Origin of the sequence: Blastopirellula sp. J2-11 (assembly GCF_024584705.1) — a bacterium.
GTDB lineage: Bacteria > Planctomycetota > Planctomycetia > Pirellulales > Pirellulaceae > Blastopirellula.
Genome location: NZ_CP097384.1, coordinates 5840436 through 5865860, shown reverse-complemented (window position 1 = coordinate 5865860; position 25425 = coordinate 5840436). Strand labels below are relative to the sequence as shown.

Annotated in this window: 20 protein-coding genes and 1 tRNA gene; 16 read left to right on the top strand and 5 right to left on the bottom strand. The window is 56.4% G+C overall.

Annotated features, from left to right (window positions below; all coding sequences use genetic code 11):
• The first annotated feature begins 336 nt into the window (after positions 1-336).
• The 4 genes from M4951_RS23330 (at position 337) to tig (ending at position 4864) form a co-directional block, all read left to right on the top strand.
• The gene (locus tag M4951_RS23330; protein ID WP_262024005.1) at positions 337-1485 is read left to right on the top strand and encodes an N-acetyltransferase; all 1149 of its coding nucleotides are present in this window, start codon (positions 337-339) and stop codon (positions 1483-1485) included.
• Positions 1486-1798: 313 nt separating this feature from the next.
• On the top strand, positions 1799-2719 hold the full coding sequence (locus M4951_RS23325) for a PRC-barrel domain-containing protein (protein ID WP_262024004.1): 921 nt from the start codon (positions 1799-1801) through the stop codon (positions 2717-2719).
• Between the two features lie 382 nt (positions 2720-3101).
• Positions 3102-3174 (top strand) — tRNA-Gly (locus M4951_RS23320).
• 220 nt (positions 3175-3394) lie between these two features.
• Entirely contained in the window at positions 3395-4864 is a 1470-nt protein-coding gene (tig, locus tag M4951_RS23315) for a trigger factor (RefSeq protein WP_262024003.1), read from the top strand.
• An 83-nt stretch (positions 4865-4947) separates the two neighbouring features.
• On the opposite strand, the gene M4951_RS23310 is transcribed toward tig, so the two are convergent.
• Complete coding sequence (locus M4951_RS23310; protein ID WP_262024002.1) at positions 4948-6606, bottom strand: type VI secretion protein IcmF/TssM N-terminal domain-containing protein; 1659 nt, start codon at positions 6604-6606, stop codon at positions 4948-4950.
• A 23-nt stretch (positions 6607-6629) separates the two neighbouring features.
• Entirely contained in the window at positions 6630-7259 is a 630-nt protein-coding gene (locus M4951_RS23305; protein ID WP_262024001.1) for a DotU family type IV/VI secretion system protein, read from the bottom strand.
• Between the two features lie 468 nt (positions 7260-7727).
• Between M4951_RS23305 and tssA the strand changes: the two genes are divergently transcribed.
• From tssA to tssG, 7 genes are all read left to right on the top strand, one after another.
• Complete coding sequence (gene tssA / locus M4951_RS23300; RefSeq protein ID WP_262024000.1) at positions 7728-8780, top strand: type VI secretion system protein TssA; 1053 nt, start codon at positions 7728-7730, stop codon at positions 8778-8780.
• A gap of 95 nt (positions 8781-8875) precedes the next feature.
• Positions 8876-9385, top strand: a complete 510-nt coding sequence (gene tssB, locus M4951_RS23295; protein ID WP_002655860.1) for a type VI secretion system contractile sheath small subunit — start codon at positions 8876-8878, stop codon at positions 9383-9385.
• Positions 9386-9441: 56 nt separating this feature from the next.
• Positions 9442-10914 carry a type VI secretion system contractile sheath large subunit gene (tssC, locus tag M4951_RS23290; protein WP_262023999.1) on the top strand — a complete coding sequence of 491 codons (1473 nt, stop codon included), beginning with the start codon at positions 9442-9444 and terminating at the stop codon, positions 10912-10914.
• Positions 10915-11010: 96 nt separating this feature from the next.
• Positions 11011-11526 carry an Hcp family type VI secretion system effector gene (locus tag M4951_RS23285; protein WP_262023998.1) on the top strand — a complete coding sequence of 172 codons (516 nt, stop codon included), beginning with the start codon at positions 11011-11013 and terminating at the stop codon, positions 11524-11526.
• Between the two features lie 159 nt (positions 11527-11685).
• The gene (gene tssE, locus M4951_RS23280) at positions 11686-12168 is read left to right on the top strand and encodes a type VI secretion system baseplate subunit TssE (protein WP_262023997.1); all 483 of its coding nucleotides are present in this window, start codon (positions 11686-11688) and stop codon (positions 12166-12168) included.
• A complete protein-coding gene (gene tssF, locus M4951_RS23275; RefSeq protein ID WP_262023996.1) occupies positions 12165-14015 on the top strand; it encodes a type VI secretion system baseplate subunit TssF in 1851 nt (616 codons plus the stop codon). Before tssE ends, tssF begins: the two co-directional genes overlap by 4 nt.
• On the top strand, positions 14012-15136 hold the full coding sequence (gene tssG / locus M4951_RS23270) for a type VI secretion system baseplate subunit TssG (protein WP_262023995.1): 1125 nt from the start codon (positions 14012-14014) through the stop codon (positions 15134-15136). Before tssF ends, tssG begins: the two co-directional genes overlap by 4 nt.
• Before the next feature lie 549 nt (positions 15137-15685).
• On the opposite strand, the gene M4951_RS23265 is transcribed toward tssG, so the two are convergent.
• Together M4951_RS23265 and M4951_RS23260 are read right to left on the bottom strand one after the other, a co-directional pair.
• The gene (locus M4951_RS23265) at positions 15686-17542 is read right to left on the bottom strand and encodes a vWA domain-containing protein (protein WP_262023994.1); all 1857 of its coding nucleotides are present in this window, start codon (positions 17540-17542) and stop codon (positions 15686-15688) included.
• 94 nt (positions 17543-17636) lie between these two features.
• Entirely contained in the window at positions 17637-19106 is a 1470-nt protein-coding gene (locus M4951_RS23260) for a sulfatase (protein ID WP_262023993.1), read from the bottom strand.
• Positions 19107-19274: 168 nt separating this feature from the next.
• On the opposite strand from M4951_RS23260, the gene M4951_RS23255 reads away from it, so the two are divergent.
• Positions 19275-20342 (top strand): hypothetical protein, encoded by a 1068-nt coding sequence (locus M4951_RS23255; RefSeq protein ID WP_262023992.1) that lies wholly within the window; start codon positions 19275-19277, stop codon positions 20340-20342.
• A 122-nt stretch (positions 20343-20464) separates the two neighbouring features.
• Here M4951_RS23255 and M4951_RS25690 read toward each other — a convergent pair whose 3' ends face one another.
• Positions 20465-20680 carry a DUF1569 domain-containing protein gene (locus M4951_RS25690; RefSeq protein ID WP_410050415.1) on the bottom strand — a complete coding sequence of 72 codons (216 nt, stop codon included), beginning with the start codon at positions 20678-20680 and terminating at the stop codon, positions 20465-20467.
• Between the two features lie 187 nt (positions 20681-20867).
• Here M4951_RS25690 and M4951_RS23250 point away from each other — a divergent pair, with 187 nt between their 5' ends.
• From M4951_RS23250 to M4951_RS23235, 4 genes are all read left to right on the top strand, one after another.
• Entirely contained in the window at positions 20868-21626 is a 759-nt protein-coding gene (locus M4951_RS23250; protein WP_262023991.1) for a class I SAM-dependent methyltransferase, read from the top strand.
• A 108-nt stretch (positions 21627-21734) separates the two neighbouring features.
• Positions 21735-23537 (top strand): AAA family ATPase, encoded by a 1803-nt coding sequence (locus M4951_RS23245; protein WP_262023990.1) that lies wholly within the window; start codon positions 21735-21737, stop codon positions 23535-23537.
• A gap of 84 nt (positions 23538-23621) precedes the next feature.
• Positions 23622-24044 (top strand): GNAT family N-acetyltransferase, encoded by a 423-nt coding sequence (locus tag M4951_RS23240; RefSeq protein WP_262023989.1) that lies wholly within the window; start codon positions 23622-23624, stop codon positions 24042-24044.
• A gap of 129 nt (positions 24045-24173) precedes the next feature.
• The gene (locus M4951_RS23235) at positions 24174-25250 is read left to right on the top strand and encodes a class I SAM-dependent methyltransferase (RefSeq protein ID WP_262023988.1); all 1077 of its coding nucleotides are present in this window, start codon (positions 24174-24176) and stop codon (positions 25248-25250) included.
• The last annotated feature ends 175 nt before the right edge of the window (positions 25251-25425 follow it).

The window sequence follows — 25425 nt, the reverse complement described above, 5'->3', positions numbered from 1 at the left end:
CTATGAGGGATGGCAAGAAAAGAAAAACCCCCACAAACGGGGCAGTGTCTGTGAGGGTCCTCCCGGTCGCAAGCGACCAAGGATATCGAACGCCTATTCGCTCAGAATCGGCGAAACTGTCGAATCAAAGGTTGTTTTATAAAGTTTTCTGCATTTGAATTGCAAGCGAAAAATGAGTTCATCCCGAAGAAACTATCGTCCGACGCCGATCGATAATTTTCAGAAAGGGCGGTCGACGCGCGCGCCACATTCTAAGAAGATACGCCGCGTCGACTCACTCTGTTCAGGCGTAATCGCCGTCTTCTTCGTCGATCAAAAAACTTCCGGAAGTCTCGCATGTCCATAACCGTTGAACCGGTCGTATCGCGCCGCTTACAAAAACAGTTCACGCAACTCGCCTGGGACCTCTACCGGGGGGATCCCTGTTGGGTGCCGCCGCTGCGACAGAACCAAAGAGAACTGCTGAACTTCGATCCGGACCCGTTTTATGTAAAAAACGAAATCCAATGCTTTCTGGCGTTGAAGGATGGCAAGCCGGTCGGTCGCGTCGCCGCGATCATCAACAACGGGCATATTGAACGCTACAAAGAACGCCGCGGCTTCTTTGGTTTCTTTGAGTCGATTAACGACCAGGAAGTCGCCAATGCGCTGTTCGACGCCGCTCGAGCCTGGTTGAAAGAACACGACATCCTGCTGGTCCGTGGGCCCACCAACCCATCGCTCAATCATGAGTGTGGTCTGCTGATCGAAGGTTTCGACTCGATGCCGACCTTCATGATGTCCTATAACGCGCCTTATTACGCCGATTTGATTGAAGGCTATGGTTTTCGCAAAGTCGAAGACTTGTATGCGTTTTGGGGAGATTTGGCCATGCTCGAATCGCTCGACCCCAAGCTGAAGTTTATCGTCGACGAAGCGAAACGCCGTTTCCAACCGGTGCTGCGTCCTATCAACAAGAGCCGCTTTGCGGAAGAAGTCCGGATGTTCCTCGACATCTACAACAAGTCGTTGGTCGCGACCTGGGGATTTGTTCCGCTCTCGGACGCAGAGGTAGACCACATGGCCAAAGGGTTGAAGCAACTGGTCGTGCCCGAATTGACCACCATCTGCGAAATCGAAGGAAAACCGGTCGGCGCCGTGTTCGGCTTGCTTGACTACAATCCCCGCATCAAGAAGATTGACGGGCGGCTCTTTCCGTTTGGCTTCTTACGACTGCTTTGGAATCGCAAGAAGATCCACCGCGTACGTCTGATGAGCACCAATATATTGCCGGAGTTCCAACGCTGGGGGATCGGCCTGGTGCTTTTGGAACGCCTCATTCCGGATAGCCTGAAATTTGGGATCCAAGAAGCAGAGTTCTCTTGGGTGCTGGAAAGCAACCATCTTTCGCGCGCTACCCTTGAACGGGGCGGCGCGAAAAAGGTGAAGAGTTTTCGGATCTACGATTACGCTCCGACAGAACCGGCGGCCGCCGAAAAAGGCTAGCACCACGACACAATTTCATCTCTTGTAGCAAGATAGAAAAGAGGACGCATCTGCGTCCTCTTCGTCGTTTGCGGCCTGTTGACTCTGCTACGGCCAGCGCGATCCTTGGACGATCAAATAGATCGATGCAGCCAATTTGATCCGACTTGAATCTTATCGCAAAGTGCTTGGAAATACGGGGATTGCGGTAGTTTCTCCAATTTTTCGCCGCATGGCACGACCATTGCGATGGTAGTTCGTTCAAGTTGCAGCGTCACTACGCTGCCGAGGGATTGAACAAGCTACTAACTGTTCTCTAAAAGGAGAAACAACGATGAAACGCTTTTGGATGACTAGCGGCCTCGCCGCGGCTCTGTTGATTAGCGCTCCGCTTTTGGCCGACGATACGACTCCGGCCACCGAACCAGGCGGTGTGAACGTCAAAGTAGACGCCCAGCGCAATGCGAATCGTGAAGACGCCCAGGACACGAACAATAAAGTCTGCACCGGCGCCGACTTGATCGGTATGACGGTGAAGAACTCGGAAGGCGAAAACCTGGGAACGATCAATGACGCCGTCATCGATTTGAAATCAGGCAAGATTCGCTATGTTGCTGTCAGCTTCGGTGGTTTCGCCGGCATCGGCGATAAATTGTTCGCCGTCCCGTTTCAAGCGGTAGCGGCGCACAAGGGAGACAACCCTTACATCGAATTCGACGCGACGGAGAAATCGCTGGAAAACGCCAAAGGCTTCGACGAAGCCCATTGGCCCGATTTCGGCGACGCCAAATGGGTCATGACGAATGATCGCGCTTACGACTATGAGCGTGAAAACGAAGTTCGCCAGGGTGAACTCGCGACGGCTGGCGCTGATTCGCCGGTCGACGTGACCGCGATGCGTCTCAGCACGCTCGACGGCATCACCGTAAAGAATCAACAGGGCGAAACGATCGGTTCGATCGCGGACGCCGCGTTGAATTCGGATCGCGGTAAGGTCGAGTACGTCGCCCTGTCGTTTGGCGGATTCGTTGGTATCGGCGACAAGTTGTTCGCCGTGCCGCTGGACGCCCTGAAATTCCAGAAAGGTGAAAACGAGAACTATCTGGTGATGAACGTCACCGAAAAGGATCTCGAAAGTCGCCAAGGTTTTGACCAGTCGAACTGGCCGCACCATGCCGATTCGGCTTGGACCGGCAAAGTGATGAAGAAGGATCGTAAGATCAACGTCGACGTCAATGTCGGTGGCCAAAAGTAACCGCGGCCCGTCGCGCTTGATGGAATGACGTCACCCTCAGCGGAGCCGGCGCATGTTTCGACATGCGTCGGCTTCGTGTTGTTGGGGGGCCGTCAATCGAACCTGAGCAATGCGCTATTGCGAGCGGCGATAGCAATGATATCGCTTGACGCCAAATCGACGGTTTTGAACCTGCAATTTCCCTCCCATTCTGTCGTTTGAACCCTGTTGACAGGGCCCTTGGAGAGCGGCATAATTCGTGGTTCCTGTAGCAGATTTGGCCCTTTTAAGGGATTTTGCTGTTGGAGCACAATTTAGAAACGGATGGCGTGGAGGGCGGTTGATTCATCGCCCAATTGACGTATAATCCGTTGTTTCCGTCGCTTGTCGGCGGACTACCAGTGCGGGTGTAGCTCAGTTGGTAGAGCACAACGTTGCCAACGTTGTTGTCGAGGGTTCGAATCCCTTCACCCGCTCTTTTTTGATTTCGCTTGGCCAGACCGATTTCATTCGGACAGGTCGAGCCCAGGACTCTCAGTAGCCGCAGCGGAAGCGTTTCGATCATCGCTTCTCTTGGATTGGAACCTTGTCCCGCGCTCGGCGGATCCGCAACTCTCGGCTTCGCAAGCCGCTGTCGCTTTGAGCGGGTCTTCTTAAAAATACATTACGCAACCTCAGTATTTGGCAAGCATTCAGATGACGTCACCGGATGAAACCACGGCGGTCGAAGCCGAACAAACGGAAGAGTCGAAAAAACTGTCGCTGGAAGTGAAGGTCGAAAGCCCGAGCTCGTGCCAGCGTCACGTAACGGTGACTGTCTCGCACGAAGACGTCGATCGTTACTTCGACAAAGCCTTTGACGAAATGGCGCCCACCGCGGCTGTCCCCGGCTTTCGTCCCGGCCATGCGCCGCGCAAGCTGGTTGAAAAGCGCTTCCGCAAGGAAGTCGCCAATCAGGTCAAAGGCTCGCTGTTGATGGACAGCATGGCCCAGGCCAGCGACGAACAAAACTTCTCGGCGATTAGTGAGCCTGACTTCAAGTTCGATGCGGTCGAACTTCCTGAAGAAGGTCCGCTGACGTTCGAGTTCGATATCGAAGTTCGTCCCGAGTTCGACCTGCCGAAATGGAAAGGTCTGGAGCTCAACAAGCCGGTCAAAACGTTCGAGAAGGCCGACATCGACAAGCATCTCGCCAAAGTGCTCGATCGCTTCAGCGAAATCGCCCCAGTTGACGCTCCGGCCGAAATGGACGACTTCCTGACGTTGAACATCGTCAGCAAACTGGACGGCAAAGAAATCGCTCGTACCGAAGAGGTCAGCGTTCGTCTGCGTGACACGCTCAGCTTCCAAGACGCCAACTGGGAAGATTTCGGCAAGACGGTCCTCGGCGTCAAAGCTGGCGACAAGAAGACCGGCAAAGCGACCGTCAGCGAAGAGGCCGCCAACGAAGAACTGAAGGGGAAAGAACTCGATCTTGAGATTGAAGTCCTGGAAGTGAAGCGTCTCGAGTTGCCGGAAATGAACGCCGAGTTCCTGCAGAAGATCGGCAGCTTCGAAAGCGAAGGGGATCTTCGCGACTTCGTCAAAGCCGACATGGAACGCCAGTTCGAGTATCACCAGCAACAACAATTGCGTGGCGCGATTACCGAGCAGTTGATCAAAGACGCCGATTGGGATCTGCCGCCGGCGCTGCTTCGTCGTCAAGCCGGTCGCGAACTGGAACGAGCGATCCTTGACCTTCGTTCGTACGGTTTCGATGATGACGCGATCCGCGGATACGAAAACACGCTTCGCCAGAACAGCCTGCAGTCGACCGAAAAGGCGCTGAAAGAGCACTTCATTCTAGAGCGTATCGCGGAAGACGAAACGATCGAAGACGCTCCGGCTGACTACGAACGCGAGATCATGCAGATCGCCGCACAAAGCAAGCAGTCGCCGCGAAGCGTCCGTGCTCGTCTCGAGAAGCAAGGTCTGATGGACACGCTTCGTAACCAAATCATCGAACGCAAGGTGATCGAACTGATCACCGGCGAAGCGAAATTCACGGAAGTTCCGGCGGAAGCGGACGCCCAGGCGAGCGTCTCGCCGATCGAATTCGCCATCACCGGTCAACCGGTCGAAGGCGAAATCCCGGAAGCCCAGGAAGAAAGCAAAGAAGAAGCGTAAGCACTTCTGCTTCAACCCTACAAAAAAAGCCGCAGGCGAATATGCCGGCGGCTTTTTTGTTTTCTTGAGCCAGCGCTCAAAGCTTACAGTTTGGTGAGTGCGACGATCAACAGCGCCAGCACCGCGACGCCCAGACCGGCGTAGCCGAAGACCGTGAACCAGTTTCGCATGCGATCACGGCGGCGCGCATCTTCGGTCCAACTGACGAAGTTCTGGGCGTCAAAGATCAGCGTCATCACACCAGGCAGGAAGCCTTGCTGGGTGAGCGGATCGTTTCCAGTCGCGGCCAGATACCAGCCGGAAGGAATCCAATCGCCGTGATGTTCTGGATAGAGACCGCGAGTTAGAATACGCAGGATCGCATCGCTGCGACGGTCCAATGAACTGACGAACTGATAAAGCATCCGATTGCTCTCAATCTCGCGGCGTTGATCCCCGTGGAACGAATCGCGTTGGGCGAAGATCCGATAGGCTAAGGCCGATGCGAGCGAGCGATTGACCCACTCAACGCCTCTGTGCAAGATCTCTTTGATGTTGCTGAAATCGGCGACCGGGACATTTGGCAGTTCGGCGCCAAAGCGACGACAACGGTGTTCTTCCGGAAAACGACGCAGCAATTCGTCACAGCCGTTGATTTGTTCTGCGTCGCAGAAAATCGCCGTGACGGGACCAGCGATTTCGCTCGCTTGACGAACTTGCTGCAGATCATGCTGCATCAGGACCGCCGTTTGTTGCGCGACGGCCAGATTTTCGGTCGCATCGCCGGGGACCAACACGATCACTCCGTTGTGCGTGCAATAAGGGGCGCGTGCATGGCGAATCAAGTCGATCACATAGTCGAGCCGATCGAGCGTTTCGTCAATCTCTTCTTTGTTAATCTCAACGGTGGTTTTGGCTTCGACCTGCGGTGTTGTCCGAATCATCGCGTTAGCGGAAGGTTCGGCGAAAGCTAATGCCAAATTCGACTCGGCTTCGTCCAGTTTCGATTCGGCCGAAACGGCGGTGCTTTCTAGTTTCTTCTGCGTCGTCGGCATGACAGCGACGCCAGAACTCTCGCTGTTTAGAAAATCAGCGTAGACAGGTTCGTTATACGGATCATTGCCGGCGACCACCACTTCCATTGGATTCGTCTCTTCCGCCGCGCGGGCCAAGTCGTGCAAACGTGAAGCCTGCAAGCCCAATAGCGACGCATCGCGCAACGAAACGAAAACGCCTCGTTCATCCGCCCAAATGCGAAGCGGCGCGTCGGCGCCGCGCGGAGTCGGCGGCTGCGTGAGCGAGAGTCCGGCAGCCGAGCAAAAGTTGACATCACCGGCCGTCGTTTGGCCCAACACCAAAAATAGCGGCTCGTTAACCAAGGAAACCCCATTGCGCATCAGTTGGTCGGTCGCTTCGGTCCAAGCCTGGTCCAGATCTGGGTAGGGAGAAACGCTGACGCGTTGCCGCACGAGACGCATCATCCACCAGACTTGCCAGCCCAATGCGTAGCCCAGCAAAAACAGAATTGGCAACCAACTAGAGCGGACGATGGCCGAAGGAAAGCGAACTGATTTTTCCAGTTCTAAATAATCATTCAGCCACCACAGCCCGATCAAAATGGCGACGATCGCCAGCCCATGGACCAGCCATAGCAGCAAGCGAGCGGTCCCTTGAGCGCGGGCGGTCGCAGCGACGGGAGCCGTGATCAAATTGGCGAGACTCGCCAACGATTGACCCATCGAACTAAGTATCTTCATGAACATCGCGTACGTTCCGTGTTAGAGGGTTAGCGACCGAACCAGTCGACGACGACGAACGTGAGAAAAGGGGCGGCAACAAGTCCGACAACGCAAGCAGCGGCGATCATCGTTTGCATGCGGCCTTCTCCACGCAAGGGTCGAGCGTCGCATGACGGCGGAAGTTCCGCTTCGAGGGAAACTTGCAAGTCGTCGATGTCGCCCACGGCGACTCGAGCTCGCGAGATCCACGACATCAGCTTTTCAGGCTGCACACGCATTTCACCCCGAAATCCAAGCGCTACGCAAAGGTAATAGACTTCCAAAGAATCATTCTTACCGCGACGCAGCGCCAATTCGGCTTCGTGCCAGAAACGCCATGCTCGATCGTTGGCGCCAAACAGATGCATCTCAATCTTTTGTTCGTTCCAGGCGGTCGTCGACTGCGGGCAGTCGGTAAAAATTTCATCGAGCCAACATGCAAGTGCGTACTGAACGTTGACCGTCTGCTCTTCGCGACGCGTATTCGCGACGTCTGCGATCGAGTCACGTTGCAATAGATCAAGCAGGATCGCTTGTTCAAACTCGAGATCCACCTTCTGCTGCGACTCGAGTCGACGGAGCAGTTCGAGTCCGTAGTCCATTACGGCACGTACGTCTTCTGCCAAGGGAGATTGCATGGCGCGCGTCTCGTTAAGGGGAAATGTTTCGTATCCGGCATGCCCGACAAGGAGGCAATCCGATCCATTTTCCGTTACAAGCGGCGGAGCCGAATTCGGCGACGGCATCCGCCGTTTGTAACGAATCGCAAACGTTTCGGTATCTACGCTTCACTCTTCAAAACGAGGAGCTTCGCTGCGGATCCCTAGAAACGCTACGGCTGCGGTGGGTCTTTGTATCGGCATGTGCGCGGCGACAAATCGGCGAGATCGTCCGTGCGCTGCATAGGCGTGAGTTCGTTGCAATATAGGTTGCGGTAGCGGACCAGTCGGCGACGGGAAAAAATTTCGCGGCTTTTGCTCTGCGCCAATTCCTGACCTAACTTTGCCGGAACATCGATCGGTAACCCCTGCAGGGCAATCGATCAGCACTCCCCAATAGTCGCCAATTCCCGCGGCGCCACTCCCTCAACCAACCCACCAGCGACAATGGCCGAAGTAGACGTAGCCGAACTAATTTCGCCCGTCTCCGAAGATCGTCCCGCCGGCGATCCGGACGCCTATTCGCATCGTTTGCACGATCAATTTCGTGAATTACGTCGTGAAGAGGACGCCGACGACTTTGACGACGTCACGCGACCGGCCGTCCTGAAGCAGGCCGATTGGGCCGGTATTGTCGATCTTGCTCGTAATTCGCTTTTGCACGATAGCAAAGATCTGCGGGTCGTCTGCCACTTGATCGAAGGTCTCTCCCGAACCGAAGGAATCCACGGGGTCGCCGCTGGACTTGATCTGCTAAAAAATCTCATTGAACAGCGTTGGGATACTCTGAATCCGCCGCTGGACAACGGCCCAGAAGCCCGGCTCGCTCCGCTGGCCAACTTGTTGGACGACGAAGATCGCGGTGTTCTTTTTCCGCGCACGATTCGCCGCGTTCCGCTGCTCTCGAACAGTCAAGGCCAACTGACCGCCGTCGATTGGCTGCAATGGCAACAATCCAAAAACCCGGAAGAACAAGCTCGTTTGTCGCGCATTCTGGCTGCGGCTACGCGAGACGACGTGCAGCACGCCGTCCAAGCAGCGCAGCGGTCGCACGATGCGGCCCGCGAAATCGCACGTCTGCTAGATGAACGACTCGGCTGCGACGCGACGGCGCTGTTGAATTTGCAAAAGGCGCTGGAGGAATGCCAGCGTTTGCTGGCGGCCGAACTGGCCAAACGGCCAGAACCGACTCCGGAAATTGAATCCACGACCGCCGGAGAAGCGGGGGCCCCTGGGGCTGTCGCCAACGATGGTCGTTCTGGCAACGTGGGCGATATTGTCGTTCGCCGCCAGGAACTTTATCGGCAGCTTTCGGCGGCAGCCGATCTGCTCGAGCAAATTGAACCGAACAGCCCCGCGCCATTCCTTGTGCGTCGCGCAGTTCAACTCGGCCAGATGCCGTTTCCGCAATTGATGCAAGCCATCGTACGCGAACAGACGGTGCTGGACGAATTACAAAGGCAAATTGGCGACTCGCAGACGTCTGCGATCGCAAATTGATTCTCCGATTTCGTTTCGACGGCGAATTGACGCACCGCAGCGTGAAAGGCGGCTGCGATCGCGTAGCCGCCACAAACCCTTAAGGAAACTGACTGATGAGCGAAAGCCTGCAACACAAGCTTGATCGCGTGCGTCCTCCGCGCGTGCAAATTACGTATGACGTCGAGACCGGCGGCGCGATGGAAGTCAAAGAGCTTCCGTTGGTTGTCGGCGTGATGGCCGATCTTTCGGGCCAGCCGAAAGAAGCTTTGCCGGGCATTAAGCAACGCAAGTTCGTGCCGATCGATCGCGATAACTTCAACAGCGTTTTGGAAAAGAGCGGCGCCCGTGTCGCGATGCAGGTTCCGAACGTGTTGGAAGACGATAACACGAACCTCAGCGTCGAGCTGAACTTCAAAGACATGACCGACTTCGAGCCGACCAACGTCGCTCGCCAGGTTCCGGTTTTGGCCAATCTGCTCGAGATGCGTGATCGCTTGAAGCAACTGCTCAGCAAAATGGAAGGCAACGACGCTTTGTGCGGATTGCTGGACGACACGCTGGGTGACGACGCTGCTCGCGACACGATCAGCAAAGACCTTGGCGTCGAAGCTCCGACCGCCTAGTTCCCGTTCCGCAACACACGCAACAAACGCAACGAAAGTAACAGGAGATACACATAATGGCTGCTGAAAATGAAACCGCCGCCGGCGGAACGGCGACACTAGAACTGACCCTGCTGGATCAGATTCTGGAAAACACGCGTCCGCTTGACGACGCTGAAATGGAATTGAACAAGTCGTACATCGAAGAATTTGTACGCCAGGCCGCTAAAGACCAGAACAAGGTCTCGAAGGACGCCGCCACGAAGATCAATTTCTGGATCGCCGAGCTCGACAAGAAGCTCTCGGCCCAGTTGAACGAAGTCATGCACCACGAGAAGTTCCAAGCCCTGGAAAGCAGCTGGCGCGGACTTAGCTTCCTGGTTCACGAATCGGAAACCGGCACGTCGCTGAAGATTCGCGTCATGAACGCGACCAAGCACGACCTGCTGAAAGATCTGGAGACCGCCGTCGAATTCGACCAGAGCGCGATCTTCAAGAAGATCTACGAAGAAGAATACGGCCAACTCGGCGGTCAGCCTTACGGTTTGTTGATCGGCGATTATGAGTTCTCGCGTCGTCCGGAAGACATCAACCTATTGAAGCTGATGTCGAACGTCGCCGCCGCGGCTCACGCTCCGTTGATCTCGGCCGCTTCGCCGACGCTGTTCAACCTTGACAGCTTCTCGGACCTGCCGAACCCGCGTGACTTGGCCAAGATCTTCGAGGGCGCGACCCACACTTCGTGGCGTTCGTTCCGCGATAGCGAAGATTCGCGATACGTCGCTTTGACTCTGCCGCACGTTCTGTCTCGCTTGCCTTACGGCGAAGAGTTCAAGAAGGTCGAAGAGTTCAACTTTGAAGAAGCGGTCGACGGCAAAGATTACCACAAGTACCTGTGGATGAACGCCGCTTGGGCCTATGGCGTCCGCATCACCAACGCCTTCTCGAAATACGGCTGGTTCGCCAAAGTTCGCGGAGTCGAAGGGGGCGGTAAAGTGGAGAACCTTCCGGTTCACACCTTCCCGACCGATGACGGCGACATTGCGATGAAGTGCCCGACCGAAATCGCGATCAGTGATCGTCGTGAGTTCGAGTTGTCCAACCTTGGCTTCCTGCCGTTGTTGCACGCCAAGAACACGGATTACGCCGTCTTCATGGGCGCCCAAAGCGCTCAAAAGCCGAAGGTTTACTTCGACGACGACGCCAACTCGAACGCCGAACTGTCGTCGAAAATCAACTTCCTGTTGTGCGTCTCGCGATTCGCGCATTACCTGAAGGTCATGGCTCGCGACAAAATCGGCTCGAACCTGGAAGTCGCCGAAGCCGAACGTTGGTTGAACAGCTGGATCAGCAACTACGTTTGCGATCCCGCCACCGCCGGCGACGAAACCAAAGCGAAGTGCCCGCTGTCTGACGCTCGCGTTGAAGTTCGCGAAGTCAAAGGCAAGCCGGGTTGGTACGAAGCGGTCGCTTGGCTGCGTCCTCACTTCCAGCTCGAAACGCTCGAAGCCTCGATGCGTTTGGTCGCCGAAGTGCCGAAGCAAGGCTAGTTAAATATTGCGGGTCGCGCCGCTTTCGAGCGGCGCGCCTGCTTTTTTCGTATTCCAAATATCAACACCAGCTAACTGACATACGGAGCCAATATCATGGCAGTCGATTACTTTTTGAAAATCTCGGACATCGAAGGCGAATCGGGCGACTCGGTACACGCCAAAGAAATCGAAATCTCGGAATTCAATTGGAGCGCTTCGCAAACCGGCACCTTCGCTCAAGGCGCTGGCGGCGGCGCCGGCAAAGTCCGCATGAACGATTTCGAGTTCATGACCCGCACCGGCAAAGCCTCGCCGAAACTGATGCTCGCTTGCGCCAAAGGGGATCACATTCCCGAAGTGACCCTCACCTGTCGTAAGGCGGGCGGCGGACAGCAAGAGTTCTACACCATCACGATGAAGGACGTTTTGATCGCCCATTATCAAACCTCCAGCCATCGCAACACCGGTTCGACCGAAGAAGGTCAAGGCTACGACGACGGCCTGCCGCGTGACTTCGTGAAATTGAACTTCGCGAAGATCGAATGCGAATATCGTCCGCAGAAGGACGACGGCAGCATGGACAATCCGGTCAAAGCCGGATACGACCTGAAGGCCAACAAGCCTGTCTAAGCGAACTTGTTCGCTTGACGCCAACACCGGAAGTCAGGCGCACCGCCGCCGCGGTCGCCTGATTTTCCTTTTTTCCCGCTCGCCTCGACCGACGTCCGCTTCTTGACCCGCCGCAGGACGTTCAGCCAATACCTCCGCTCCCCTTACGGAGGCCCGGACATGCCGAGACCGACCCTCACTCCTGAATTAACGCCGTCGATTTATGATCGATTGGTGGACGCCTGTTTCGAGGTGGAACCCGACAGCCGTGCGCAAAGCGTGCGCGGATTTGTGTTGGGCATTTGCCGCGATCTCGAAGACCTGCTGAACACATCCGCTTCGCGTCCGGTGGACGAAATCGATGCGCTGGCTGTTCGCAATTCGGTCTATTGCTATGGCGTTCCCGAACTAACGCTGCATGATGGCGCTACGCGAGCCGATATGCTTGCTTTGGCGAGCGATATTGAAAACACGATTCGCCGCTTCGAACCTCGTCTCGACACGGTTCACGTCAACCTCGACGTTTCGAAGCAGAGCGTCTGGAATCGCATTTCGTTTGCGATAGAAGGAACGTCCAAAGCGTTGCCCAATGCGAAGATTCGCGTCGGCGCGGCGCTCAACCCCACCAACCGTCGCATTGAAGTGACGCCGAACGAATCATGAACGAAACGCTCTTCCCCTACTACGAACGTGAACTATTGCTCGCCCGCGAGCAATCACAGCAGTTCGCGCGCAAGCACCCTGCCGCAGCCGGTCGTCTGCTGCTAGAAGCGAATCGTAGCCGCGACCCGCATGTCGAACGCCTGATCGAGTCGTTTGCGCTGATCGCCGGTCGCATTCAAAAGAAACTAGACGACGATTTTCCGGAAGTGACCGACGCGCTGCTCGAAGTTCTGTATCCGCACTACCTGGCCCCGATTCCGTCGATGGCCACGGTCCAATTCCAGCCCGATCCGACCAACCCGCAAGCCTCCGGCGCCAAAATCGCCCGCGGCAGTCAACTCCGTACGCAACGTGTCGGCGACGGCCCCTGCTTCTTTCGCACTTGCTACGACACGACGGTTTGGCCGGTCGAAGTGACTCATGTCGACACGCTCACGCCGCCGTGGAGCAATTCGGTTACCGTTCGTCGCGACGCGATGGCCGCGATTCGTATTCGCCTGCGTTGCCAGGCCGACACCTCTTTCAGCTCGCTGCCGATGGAGTCGCTTCGCTTCCATTTGCACGGCGGCGACCAGGTCACCGCCAAGCTCTACGAATACATGTTGAACCATTGTAATCGCGTCTCGATCGTCGCCGCCGACGACAAAAAAGAAGAGACTCGCGTCAACTTTGATCCTCAGCAAGTCATCACGCCGGTCGGTTTCCAACCCGAAGAAGCGTTGCTGCCGTCGGCTGCTCAAGGTCAGCCCGGTTACCAACTCTTGACCGACCTGTTCGCCTACCCCGAGAAGTTCCTCTACTTTGATCTGCATGGTTTTCGCAAAGCGGCTAAAGCAGGCTGGCAGCGTGAGATCGACGTTTGGTTCTTTTTCGATAGCGTCGAACCACTCATTCATGGCTCGATTCATGCCGACACGTTCCAACTTGGATGCACGCCGGCGATCAACCTGTTTGACAAGATTTGCGAACCGATCGCGATCGATCACCGCCGCAGTGAGTACCGCATCACGCCAGACGTACAACGCCCCAACGATGTCGAGGTTCACTCGATTCGCCGTGTGACCACACAGGGAGTCGACGGCGACGTCGAGTTTCGCCCGTTTTATGCGGTGGGGCACGCGAGCCGTTGGAATCCGGCGGCCCCCGACGAAGCCTATTGGCATCTGTCGCGGCGACCTTCGACTCAACCAGGAGACGACGGCGACGACTCATTCCTGCAGCTAGTCGACTTGAACTTTGATCCCTGTCGCCCAGCGGACGCGGTCGCCACGGTGCAAGCCGTTTGCTCCAATCGCGATCTCCCGACCAAGCTTTACAATCAATGGGGTTCGGCCGAATTCCAACTGCAAGTGCCGGCGCCGATCAAAGCGACGCGCTGCTTACGGCAACCGACTCCGCCGCTACGACCTCCTGTCGACAACGGCAATCGCTGGCGCTTGGTCTCGCACTTGTCGCTCAATCATCTGTCGCTGACCGACAAGCATGGAATCGACAGTCTGCGTGAGATCTTGCGTCTGTATGATTTTTCGACCGATGGCAACGGTCACGAACGAGCAATTCGTAACCGCCAAATGATCGAAGGCGTGCAGCGGCTAAAGTGCGATCGAACCGTCGCTCGCGTCGGCAGCTCACTAAAGGGAGGCTTCTGCCGCGGCCTGGAGATTCGCATCGAACTTGACGACCAAAAATATCATGGCGTCGGCGCCTATCTGTTTGCGTCAGTCTTGGAGCGATTTCTCGGCTTGTACGTCAACATCAACTCGTTCACTCAGCTGGTTGCCGTGACGCAACAGCGCGGCTTACTGAAACGCTTTGAACCTCGAGCCGGAGAGGCGATGCTCCTATGATCGCTTCCAGCCAACCTCCCCAACTACGCGCGCCTGCCGGTTCAGTCTTGGCGCGACTCTACAAAGAGCCGCAAACCTTTGACTTCTTTCAGGCGGTCCGTCTGTTAGAACGAAGCAACCAAGCGGAGCCGCACGAAGAACGAAGCCCTTGCGTTCGTTTCCGCGCTCACAATTCGTCCGCGTTTCCAGCCAGTGAGATTTACGACCTGGAAGCGTCGCCAGACGACCCGCAAGCGACCGAAATGACGGTCACGTTTCTCGGCTTGACCGGGCCGAGCGGCGTATTGCCGCATCACTATACCGAGATGATGCTGCGTCTGCATCGAGAACTGCGCGGCAACCACAAGTTCGCACTGCGTGACTGGTTTGACCTGTTTAACGATCGCTTGACGCGACTTTTTTATCGCGTCTGGGAAAAGAATCGCTTTTGGGTTCCTTACTCGCGACGCGAGTTTGAGAAAAAGTCTCCCGACGCTTTCACGCAAGGTTTGCTCAGCCTTGGCGGGTTCGGTCTGCCGACGCTACGAGATCGCTTGCAACGTCCCAGCGACAATGCCGGCGTTAGCGACCTGGCCCTGCTCCGCTATAGCGGACTGTTGGCACAACAGCGTCGTTCGGCCGAGAATCTGCGGCGGATGCTGGTCGACTACTTCAAGATCCCAATCGAGGTCAAGCCGCTGCAAGGTCAATGGCTCTCGCTCGACCAAAGTCAGCAAACGAAAATTGGCCGCTATCGCCACAACCAGCAATTGGGCAAAACAGCCGTGCTGGGACGCCGCGTCTGGGAACTGCAACACAAGTTTCGCTTACAACTCGGCCCTCTGACGCTCGATCAGTTCAATGAATTTTTGCCGGCCCCCCCAACGATGGATGTCGCATCCCATCGCGGAAAAGAAGCGTTGTGCGGACAAGGACAATGGTCGCTAGGTCAATTGACGCGAGTCTTCGTCGGTCCGTCGCTCGACTTTGACATTCAGCTGGTCCTAAAAAAAGAAGAAGTGCCCAAGACGCAACTCTCTGGCGATCCGGCGAAAGCGTCGCGACTTGGTTGGAACGCCTGGATCGGCACGAAGCCTGCTGACGAGGATCAGGAGAACGCTAGTTTTACGGTTGATAATTAGCGTAGCCAGGCATTTTCTCTTCGTAGCCCGCCAGCGTCGCTTGAAGCGGCGCCCATCGGACCGGACCGCTACGATTTTTTATCACCTTCCCCAGATTGCCCCAAAGTTAATCTGGGTAATCTGGCGATTCCGTTTTCGGTACAAATTGGACAGGGAACATCGGACCGGACCGCTCTACTTTTTTTGTTCCGATTGCCCCCACCTCCCGAAAGTTAAAATGGGTGGTTTATTGGCTACGGCTTTATCGGTTGGACCGGACCGCCAGTCCGTTGAGAAACGCGAATTGTCAAAGAGCGGAGGAGTCCGATGAGAGACGCCCAACTGGCGCTCTTCCCCCAAGTCAGGAGCGTTGGTCCAGATCCGTCGCTATTCTTCGCGCCACACGGCAATCGACCATGCATCCGTGCGCTTTGTCAACCGACAATCGTTGGCGCGGAAGTTTCGTAGCGACGCATCTTGCCTTGCCGCAAGATGCCGGACTCCGTCTTTCAAGAAAACAAAAACGGGCAACCGTCGCCCGCTTCGTTACCCGTCATAACGGTCGCTTGATTACTTCTTGAGCGTCTTGGCGGCCTGCACGATCTTCAGGAACTCGCCGCGATAGCTATCGTCGCCGACGTTGTTGCTGACCAACTCGGTGATCTCGTCCAGGTTCACTTTCGCGTCCTGGTCTCCTTCTCGCAGCAGCATGCCGAACATAGCGACTCCAGCGGCGAATTGAAAGTCGCCGCTGGCTTGGGCGAAACGATTCCCCGAGTCTTTGACTCCGACCGAAATCAACGAGCTTTCGTCTTCGTCAGGCTGCTTGTAACGAATCTTCAGCGTTAGCAGTTCGTCGCTATCGGCGGCCGGCGTAATGTCGCGGGTCGATTGGTATTTGAGATCGTCAACTTTGGCGGTCGTCACCGGCGATTCCACCGAAGCCGGGACGATTTCGTAGAACGCGGTGACGCAATGCCCGGCGCCGATTTCGCCGGCGTCTTTTTTGTCGTCGTTGAAATCTGCATTGGCGAGCAGCCGATTTTCGTAGCCCACCAAGCGATAGGCGGCGACTTTGGTCGGGTTAAACTCGATTTGAATTTTCACATCTTTTGCGATCGTCGTCAGCGTACCGCTCATCTGTTCGACCAACACTTTTTTCGCTTCGGTGATCGTGTCGATGAACGCGTAGTTGCCGTTCGCTTTGCCCGAGAGCTCTTCCATCATCGCGTCATTGTGGTTGCCGGTTCCAAAGCCCATCACGCTGAGGAAGACGCCGGACTTCGCTTTTTCGGCCGCCATCGTGACCAGATCGCTGGTGCTGGTGACGCCGACGTTAAAGTCGCCGTCGGTGCAAAGGATCACGCGATTGACGCCCCCTTTGATAAAGTTCTCGGTCGCGGCCTGGTAGGCGAGCGCGATCCCTTGCCCACCGTTGGTCGATCCGCCGGCCTGTAGACGATCGAGCGCCTCCATGATGGTCGACTTGTCATCGCCGCTGGTGCTATTGAGCACCATGCCGGCGGCGCCGGCGTAGACGACGATTGCAACCTTGTCGTTCTCTCCCAATTGATCGACCAGCAGCTTCATTCCTTGCTTCAGCAGCGGCAGCTTACGACTGTTATTCATCGAGCCGGAGACGTCGAGCAAGAAGACAAGATTGGTGGCCGGACGATCGGCGTTGGCGATCTCTTTTCCTTTGATGCCGATCCGCACCAAGCGATGCTCTGAGTTCCAAGGGCAAGCCGCCGCTTCCACATTCGCGGCGAAGGGATTCTGGTCCGTGGGGGTCTCGTAGTCGTACGTAAAGTAGTTGATCAACTCCTCCACACGTACCGCTCCTTGCGGCGGCAGTTGGTGATGATCGATCAAGTAAGAGCGAATCTTCGCGTACGAGGCCGTATCCACGTCGATCGAAAAGGTTGAAAGCGGCTCATCCGCAACCGCGCGGAACGGGTTGTTTTCGACATGGGCGAACTTGTCTCCGCCCTCGCCGGGACCTGCTCCGTGCCCGGCGATTCCCTCTAGCTGCGGCGCGAATCCAGGCGCGGCGTTTGGCTGTTGGATGACCAATCGGCGGTTTTCCGCCGGCATGGTCTTCAACTGCATTTGCAAGGCGTCGATTTGGGACTTGGCGACTTCTTTCTCTCGCCCGGAGCCCCGGTACCTATCTGCCGCCGGCGCGGTAGGCGCCGGCTGATTGGCGACGGTGGACATCTCGCTCACCGGCTTGGCGTCTTTCTTGCCGGCCATGCTGATAGGCGCAGAATCCCTTTCGGCCGTCTTCTCTTCGCGTTCCGCGTCTAGAACAACCGCAGTGCTTGACGGTGTCGCCGTCGCATCGGGACGTTCATTCTGTCCGACTTGGGGGCGACAGCCGCAAACGGCGGCGACCGCCAGCAGCAACACAATTCTCGAAACTCGCATTCGATTCTCCCTCGAAAAGCTGGGCTGCGCCGGCGTAACTGCAAACGCGGGCAGGGAATGTCTTGATTCACCCAGCTAGACGAGAGACGCAGCGTTACGGTTTTGGAGAATTTTCGCGAGCTTCTTTTTGCGCGAGCAACGATACGACCAATTCCGGATGGCTCGCGGCAAGATTCTCGGTCGGATCGGCTGTCTCCCGCAAATCGTACAGTTCCACCGTCGGCCCTTTGGCCTTGGTTTGTTTCACAATCAAACGATGTGTCGGCGAACGGATCGAGGTCGCACCGCCCCAATAGCTAAGCGAGACGTCATGCACCTGATCGGCTTGGCCGTTCAAAACAGGTCGCAAGTTTTTGCCATCAAGCGGATGGGCTGTTTGTGTAAAGCGGGGCTGACACAGATCGATCAATGTCGGATAGAGATCGATCGAATCAACCAGCGCATCACTAACGCTACCCGGCTTGGTGACGCCGGGGGCGCGGATAATCAGCGTACTGTTGAGCGTTCGTTCGTAGGGAGCGTGTTTTCCCCACATCGCATACTCGCCCAAATGCCAACCATGATCGCCCCAGACGACGACAATCGTATTCTCGGCCAAATCCAGGCGATCCAGTTCGTCCAACACTTTGCCGATCTGCCGATCAACATACCGCACGCAAGCGAGATAGCCCCGCTTAGCGGTCAGCGCATCGTCAGTCGCGAGCGGACGCGATTTTTCGTAGGGAGCGTCGTACCTGTAGAACTCACCGCTGTTCGGCAAGAACGCCGACTTCAATTTCTCCGGCGCGGTCGGAGGCGCAACGTCAAGCTCGGCGATCGCATCCCAATCTTGCTTGGTCGCGACAAACGGCAGATGCGGCTTGATAAAACCAAGCCCCAGAAAAAAGGGCTCGTCTCGATCTTTCAACTCGCTCAGTTTGTCGATCGCCGCATTGGCCAACATGCCGTCGGGCAAATCTTCGTCACGCGTCGCGGTAAACTCTAGCAAGTCTTGGCGTCCGGTTCCATCTTCACGATGGCTCCCCCCTTCATAACCAAAGAAGACGCCCCAGCCACGCTTCCAGGGGCCGTAGGGAGTCGCCAGTTCGTCCCAAGCGCCAGGCAGCTCGTCTCGTCCATCTCCTTTGCCGTTGTACTCGAATACTTTTCCGTCGGCCGTGTGCGAGATCTTACCGATGCAAACGGTGTGATAACCACTGCGGCGGAATAGCTCGGGCATCGTTTGCGCACCCGGCAATTGGGTTGGTGAAAGCTTGCTCTTGCCAGAATAGAAAGCCGTATTCGCCAGCGCGCGGGTATGTGCTGGACTGCGTCCCGTCAGCAGCGCAAAGCGCGACGCTCCGCAGGTCGGGACTTGAACATAGTGCCGCCGAAACAACATCCCTTGCGCGGCCAATTGATCCAGACGCGGGCTTTCAACATAAGGCAATCCATAACAGCCCAACTCGGTTCGCAAGTCGTCCACCGCGATCAGCAAGATATTGGGCTGCTTTTCTGCCGCGACAACCGAGGAGGCGACCAACAGAAATAGCGCCGCAATGAGATAAAATGGACGTGAGAACATGGCGAGACTCCGCAAGTAGGTGGGGCCAGAGGGTTCCACTATCTTAGTCAAATTGTCACGGAATGTCGCCGCGCACGGGGGGAAGCGTAGCGCAACGCTTGTCGAGCGACGAAAGAGCGCGTAGAGTTGAGCGGCGCCTTTGTTCCTTCCGCCGCAAGAGATGACGCCATGACGAGTAAATATATCGAATCCCTGGTCGCCGATCCGATCCGAAATTATCCCGCTGCGACGGTCGCCTGCTTCGATCCGACCCGCGGTGATTTGCCGCGTCGAGAGCTCGATCCTGAGCGTCTGGTCGCCTACCTGGAGAATTTAGCGCATGCCGGCGCAGCGGCCGTCTTGCTAGCCGCATCGACTGGACAAGGGCATCTGCGGACCGTGGACGAATTGGCCCAGTGGTTCGCTGCGGCGGGTAAGGCCAATGTCGGCGAGATGGTGAAGATGGCCCTGCTTCGCCCTGAAGATGGCGAAGAAGCGAACGCGCGGCTGTTGGACGTGATCGTCGAGCAAGAGATCCCTGTCGTCTTCTTGCGTCCCGGCGCCAATCTGCCGACCGGCGCTAGCGACGCCGAAGTGGTCTCCAACATGACGCCGCTGCTGAAACAAGCGGCCGCAGCGAATCGCGCAATCGGCGTCTATTCGATCTCCGATGTCAGCGGCGTTCCCCTTACCGCCGCCGCGACCGAACAACTGCTCGATCTTCCAGGCGGAGAACGGATCGTCGCCGCTAAAATTACCGAAGCCGACTACGCCGCCAGCACGCAGCAATATTTGAATAGCCCGCGACTGACAAAACTGAAGATCGTACAAGGCTGGGATCCGCATCTCGCCCAAGCGCTGCAAGATGGGCCCAAGTACGACCTAGAGGGGCGACAGCGCGTGGGAGTCACCTCAGGGCCGATGTCGCTCGCCGTCTATCAATACAAGTTCTTACTGCAAGCCGCCGCCGAGCAGCGCTGGAACGAAGTCGCGCAGTCGCAAGCGGCCGTAACGGCGCTCTTCGCCGCGATGCAAGACGATCCGCAAAAGTTCGCCGACTTGCAACGCGCCAAAGTGATAATGGGCCTCGGTCAACCGCTGGTCAGCGAAGTGACGGACGAGCAGATCAACCGCGTCTTCAACGCGCTGGAAAGCTTACCCCGTGCCGAAGACCGCCGCCGTTTGGCGTGGAGTCTCGACCTGATGGAAGACGGGCCCTATCACGAGCGCTTGGCGGCGCTGGCTGATGCGACTTAAAGCTCTTAACTCGCCTGCGTAACTTCTTGGACGGCCTCAGCGGGCTATCGCGGCCAATCGGGAAAATTGCGCAACTTCAAAACCTTGCTTCGAATTGGGATGAAGACTCGTTGCTCCTGGGTTTATAACGAACATAGTTGCTTAGCCCAAAAACATTTCGGAGCAACGATTGCCGGATGGCGCGTGTGCATGGGCAGCCCTGCTACTGAATCTTCCAACACGGCGGCCAGATGATAGAAAATCTGGGCGGTCATCCAACGTCTGCGGTTTTCGTGTTCCGATGTCATGACGTGAATCAACCGAAGTCGTAGTTCTGCGAGACTGTTAAGACGCGACATGGAGGGAACCGTTTGGGGTGAGCATTTAATATTCTGAGACACGCTTTGGATCGTTCGAGAATTTCGTTGGTGATCCCATCATCCGGCGTAATACTTACTTTCGCAGAGGATACACGAGTCCGTTGTGCGCTTTTGTGGATTGCGGCGTGTCCTTGAAATTTCCTTCCCAAACAGCAGCGAGATCCCCATGACGGAAAAAGTTCGCGCCTTTCTCTCCGATACCGATGAATACCGCATCGCGTTTGAAACGTTTCTGGCCAACACCGATCAGAAGGTGAAAGCCAGGGCATGGATGGACGCGCAGATTCTACAACTGCCAGATACGCAGTTGCTGGTCGATGCTGGGGCCGGTAATGGGGAGTTGACCAAGTATCTTGATGATCGCTTCGATTCGGTGATCGCGATTGATCCCAATCCTTATTTGCTGGAAGACTTGAAAGTCGACTGCCCCGACGCGAAGACCATTGAAGGGGGAATCTTGGCAGCGGACGTTCCGCCGCAATCGGCGAGTCTGGTCGTTTGCTCGCATGTCTTCTATTATATTCCGCCAGAAAGCTGGCTCGACAATCTGGCGCAAATCGCCGCTTGGATTCGCCCCGGTGGACGAGCCTGGATCATTTTGCAATGCGCTGATACCGATTGCATGCGGATGCGTCACTTCTTTGACGAGCAGACTTTTTCGCTTCATCCGCTGCGTGAAGCGTTTGTCGCCCAACATGGTGACAAGTTTACCGCCACGATGCATTCGATCGACAGCTTCATCACGACCAAGAATCTCAAAGACGCCTATGCAATCGCCGAGTTCATGCTGAACATGTTGCCGCTGGTCTCTCCGCCGCTGCAGGCCGATCTGGAAAATTATGTCGAGCAGTATTTTGCCGTGTCGCCGACGAGCTATCGATTTTCTTGCACGCAGAATGTGTTGGAGTTGACGCGGAAGGATTGAAAACGACGCAACGGCAAATGACCGTTGCTCTGATCGCTACGCAGTCGCCCGTCGAACAACTACAATAGCGATATCTAAATTTCCTTCGCCGCGACCGCCAAAAACTGCATGCTCGATTCTTGGAAACAGATTGACGACGACTTCAATCGTCTGATCCGCTCGTTAACCGCCGCGCTGAGCGATCCGCAGGTCGAGAAGACTGTCGGCCTGGCGATGGAAGCGCAAGGAACGAAATGGAGCGAACTGACGCAGCCGTTTCGCGGCTTGCCGACCTATCCGCAAAATGTGGTGCGTGTGGGACTGGCCAGCGATATCCTGTGCATCATGTCCTCGGCGGTCATCTCGGACGGGCAGATTGACGCCGACGAAATGCAGACCGCGTTCGATTTGTCGCGGTACCTGGTCCTTTATCTTTCGGCGCTCGAGCGTTATCGGCATTACGCCAATCTGACCTACGACGACGTTCGCCCTTTCATGGAAACCTTCCAGCAAGATCGTCAGCCGTTTGGCGGTCGGGGAGATGGGCCGACGTTTCTGTTGAGTGCGAAACTGACGCTCGCCGTCGCCAGCGCGACCGGCGATCGCGCCCACATGCAGACGTTTGAGAAGATCATTCAAACGATTTTGAGCTTGGTCTTTGGCGGGATTCCCCGCTGTCCGGCCGAGAGAGAGTTTATCGCCAAGATCGAAAAGATATTCGCCACGCTGCAAGGGGTGAAAATCACGAGCAAGTCCAGCAAGACGCAAACCTCCTGGGGCGCCAGCGGCAAGTCAAGCATCGATGAAGGCTTCGCCAACCTGATTCCTGAAAAGTCTGGTGCGCCAACGACGGAGAATTCGCTGACGCCGGAAGCGTCGCTGCAAGCGGCGATGAGCGAGTTGGACGCGTTGGTCGGATTGCCCGGCGTCAAAGCCGAAGTTCGCCGACTCACCGCGTTTCTAAAAATCCAACAACAGCGGCGCAAATATGGACTGCGGACCTCTTCGCAAACGTTGCATTTTGTCTTCACCGGCAATCCTGGTACCGGAAAGACGACGGTCGCTCGGATCGTCGGCAAGATCTTGTACGGCTTTGAACTGCTGAAGTCGACCAACGTGATCGAGTGCAGTCGCGCCGACCTGGTTGGCGGCTACGTCGGGCAGACGGCGATGAAGACGCAGAAAAAGATTGAGTCCGCTCTGGACGGCGTGCTGTTTATCGACGAAGCGTACACGTTGTCGAGCGGCGCTTCGCAGGAGCGCGGCGATACGTTTGGATCCGAGGCGATCAACACGCTGCTGAAGATGATGGAAGATCACCGCGAGCGATTGGTGGTAATCGTCGCCGGCTATCCGCGGCTGATGCAGGAGTTTATCGAGACCAACCCCGGCCTCCAAAGCCGCTTTACGCGATACCTGGATTTTGCCGATTTTGGCGTTGCTGATTTGTGTCGCATTTTCGAAAAGTTTTGCACCGACGGCGAATATCTCTTATCGCCCGAGTCACGCGCGGTGGCCAGCATCTTGTTTACGCTTGCCTATGATCAGCGTGACGAGCGGTTCGGCAACGCTCGCTTTATTCGCAATGTGTTTGAGCAAGCGATTGGCCGGCATTCAGAACGGGTTCATCAACTGCCGCCTGACCAGATTACCCGCGAAGTCTTGATGCGGCTCGACGGCGACGATATTGCGTTTGAAACGCAGCACGCGTTGGACCGCACGCAATTGGATCTTGCGAGCGCTCGCTGGCACGGCGAGTGCGATCAGTGCCAAACCTCCAGCAGTTGTCGGCTGGAGTATCTGGGGCAACGCGTCACCTGCCGCAAGTGTCAGAATGCGTTCATCTTTCCCTGGTGGAATCTGGTCGCTGGTACGGTCTCCGGCGTTCCCGGCGGTTGGACGCCGAACGCTGCTGAAGACGAAATTTCCTAACCGACGGCGACCGCGAACCTTTGCGTCGATTTTTGGCTCTGACCGACACGGCCAACTCTTGTTCATTTCTCCATGGGAAAATCGATGTCGATACGTCAGGTCGCTGCGCTGAGCGAGCCGCAGCTTGCTGAATTAACTACGCTCTTTCAAGATTTGTGGTGGACGCCGGGGCGACAAATGGACGACGTGCGGATCGCTATCGGCAACTCTTCGCTCGTGATCGGCTTGATCGATGATGCGGCTGGCGACCAGCTTGTCGGCTTTTGCCGAGTACTGACCGACTTTGTCTATCGGGCGATGCTGCACGATGTGGTCGTTGATCCCGCCTATCGCGGGCAACAACTGGGGCGGCGGCTGATGGATGCCGTGATCGAGCATCCGCGGCTGCGAAATGTCGATACGATTACCCTGGCCTGCTCCGCCGAGATGATCCCGTTCTACCGGCAATTCGGCTTCGATCAGCAAGAAGCGGAGATCTTTACGCTGCGCCGGAAAAAAACTTCGTAACATTCTTCGCTCCTTTCCGCTTCACGAAATATCGCCCTGTTTGTGCAGGGAATTTGATTTCGGTCGCGACGATCGGGCCAGCGTCGCCGCGGCCGGATATCGCCTTGAAAGCGTGAATTGGAGAGAGACATGTCGACTGCGATGGAACTGGACGAGGCCAAAATAGAGGCCTTCGCCGCCCGATTTTTAGAAGCAATGAACGGCGCGGCGATGATGCTGATGTCTTCGATAGGACATCGGACTGGGTTATTCGACACAATGGCCGATTTGCCGGCGGCGACCAGCGAAGAAGTCGCCGCGGCGGCTGGTCTGAACGAACGCTACGTCCGCGAGTGGCTCAACGCGCTGGTATCGGCCCAAGTGATTGATTTCGATCGGGCCGAACAATCATATCGCTTACCGGCCGAACATGCGGCGCTGCTGACCCGCGCGGCGACGCCGTCCAACTTGGCGTCGGTCGCCCAGTGGATCGCGGTGTTGGGATATGTCGAAACGCAAATCGTCGATAAGTTCTCTCACGGCGGCGGCGTCTGTTACCACGAGTTCCATCGCTTTCATGATGTGATGGCGGAAGAGAGTTCGCAAACGACGGTCTCGGCGATGATTGATCATATCCTACCGTTGGTCGACGGTTTGATTGAGAAGTTAGAACGAGGGATCGACGTGCTGGATGTCGGCTGCGGATCGGCCAAGGCGCTGATCTTGCTGGCCGAGCGATTCCCCCATAGTCGGTTTTACGGCTACGACTTATGTGCGGACGCGATCGTCGCCGGACGACGACTTGCGGAAGAGCGGGACCTGCCGAACCTGACGTTGAAAGTTCGTGACGTCTCGCAGTTGGTCGACTGCGATCGGTTTGACCTGATCACCGCGTTTGACGCAATCCACGATCAGGCCTATCCCGATCAGGTGCTCAACAATATCTCGCGGGCGCTGCGCCGCGACGGCATCTTTTTAATGCAAGATATTCGCGCATCGAGCTACGTCGAAAAAAATATCGATCAGCCGCTGGGAGCGTTTATTTACACCATCTCATGCATGCACTGCATGAGCGTGTCGCTGGCCCAAGGAGGAATGGGGCTAGGGGCCGCTTGGGGCGAAGAGATGGCCCAAGAGATGTTGATCTCCGCTGGATTTTCACAGGTCGATATTCGGCGATTGGATCATGACATCATCAACAACTACTATCTCGCACGCTTGGGATAAGCACTTGGCGCTGTGGAAGAAGACCGGTGAAGACGGAGGGGGAGCCGCCAAACTTCCCTCCGTTTTTTCCTCAAAATAGGCTGAAAACACTTTTCGACGATCGTCGCATCTGGTCGAATGCCGCTAGAGCCCCCTCACCCATTTGCCGAGCTCTTTTCTCTCTTCATAACCCGAA

Coding starts and splice junctions, on each gene's coding strand:
- M4951_RS23330 (WP_262024005.1), top strand. CDS start 337: ATGTCCATAACCGTTGAACCGGTCGTATCGCGCCGCTTACAAAAACAG.
- M4951_RS23325 (WP_262024004.1), top strand. CDS start 1,799: ATGAAACGCTTTTGGATGACTAGCGGCCTCGCCGCGGCTCTGTTGATT.
- tig (WP_262024003.1), top strand. CDS start 3,395: ATGACGTCACCGGATGAAACCACGGCGGTCGAAGCCGAACAAACGGAA.
- M4951_RS23310 (WP_262024002.1), bottom strand. CDS start 6,606: ATGTTCATGAAGATACTTAGTTCGATGGGTCAATCGTTGGCGAGTCTC.
- M4951_RS23305 (WP_262024001.1), bottom strand. CDS start 7,259: ATGCAATCTCCCTTGGCAGAAGACGTACGTGCCGTAATGGACTACGGA.
- tssA (WP_262024000.1), top strand. CDS start 7,728: ATGGCCGAAGTAGACGTAGCCGAACTAATTTCGCCCGTCTCCGAAGAT.
- tssB (WP_002655860.1), top strand. CDS start 8,876: ATGAGCGAAAGCCTGCAACACAAGCTTGATCGCGTGCGTCCTCCGCGC.
- tssC (WP_262023999.1), top strand. CDS start 9,442: ATGGCTGCTGAAAATGAAACCGCCGCCGGCGGAACGGCGACACTAGAA.
- M4951_RS23285 (WP_262023998.1), top strand. CDS start 11,011: ATGGCAGTCGATTACTTTTTGAAAATCTCGGACATCGAAGGCGAATCG.
- tssE (WP_262023997.1), top strand. CDS start 11,686: ATGCCGAGACCGACCCTCACTCCTGAATTAACGCCGTCGATTTATGAT.
- tssF (WP_262023996.1), top strand. CDS start 12,165: ATGAACGAAACGCTCTTCCCCTACTACGAACGTGAACTATTGCTCGCC.
- tssG (WP_262023995.1), top strand. CDS start 14,012: ATGATCGCTTCCAGCCAACCTCCCCAACTACGCGCGCCTGCCGGTTCA.
- M4951_RS23265 (WP_262023994.1), bottom strand. CDS start 17,542: ATGCGAGTTTCGAGAATTGTGTTGCTGCTGGCGGTCGCCGCCGTTTGC.
- M4951_RS23260 (WP_262023993.1), bottom strand. CDS start 19,106: ATGTTCTCACGTCCATTTTATCTCATTGCGGCGCTATTTCTGTTGGTC.
- M4951_RS23255 (WP_262023992.1), top strand. CDS start 19,275: ATGACGAGTAAATATATCGAATCCCTGGTCGCCGATCCGATCCGAAAT.
- M4951_RS25690 (WP_410050415.1), bottom strand. CDS start 20,680: ATGTCGCGTCTTAACAGTCTCGCAGAACTACGACTTCGGTTGATTCAC.
- M4951_RS23250 (WP_262023991.1), top strand. CDS start 20,868: ATGACGGAAAAAGTTCGCGCCTTTCTCTCCGATACCGATGAATACCGC.
- M4951_RS23245 (WP_262023990.1), top strand. CDS start 21,735: ATGCTCGATTCTTGGAAACAGATTGACGACGACTTCAATCGTCTGATC.
- M4951_RS23240 (WP_262023989.1), top strand. CDS start 23,622: ATGTCGATACGTCAGGTCGCTGCGCTGAGCGAGCCGCAGCTTGCTGAA.
- M4951_RS23235 (WP_262023988.1), top strand. CDS start 24,174: ATGTCGACTGCGATGGAACTGGACGAGGCCAAAATAGAGGCCTTCGCC.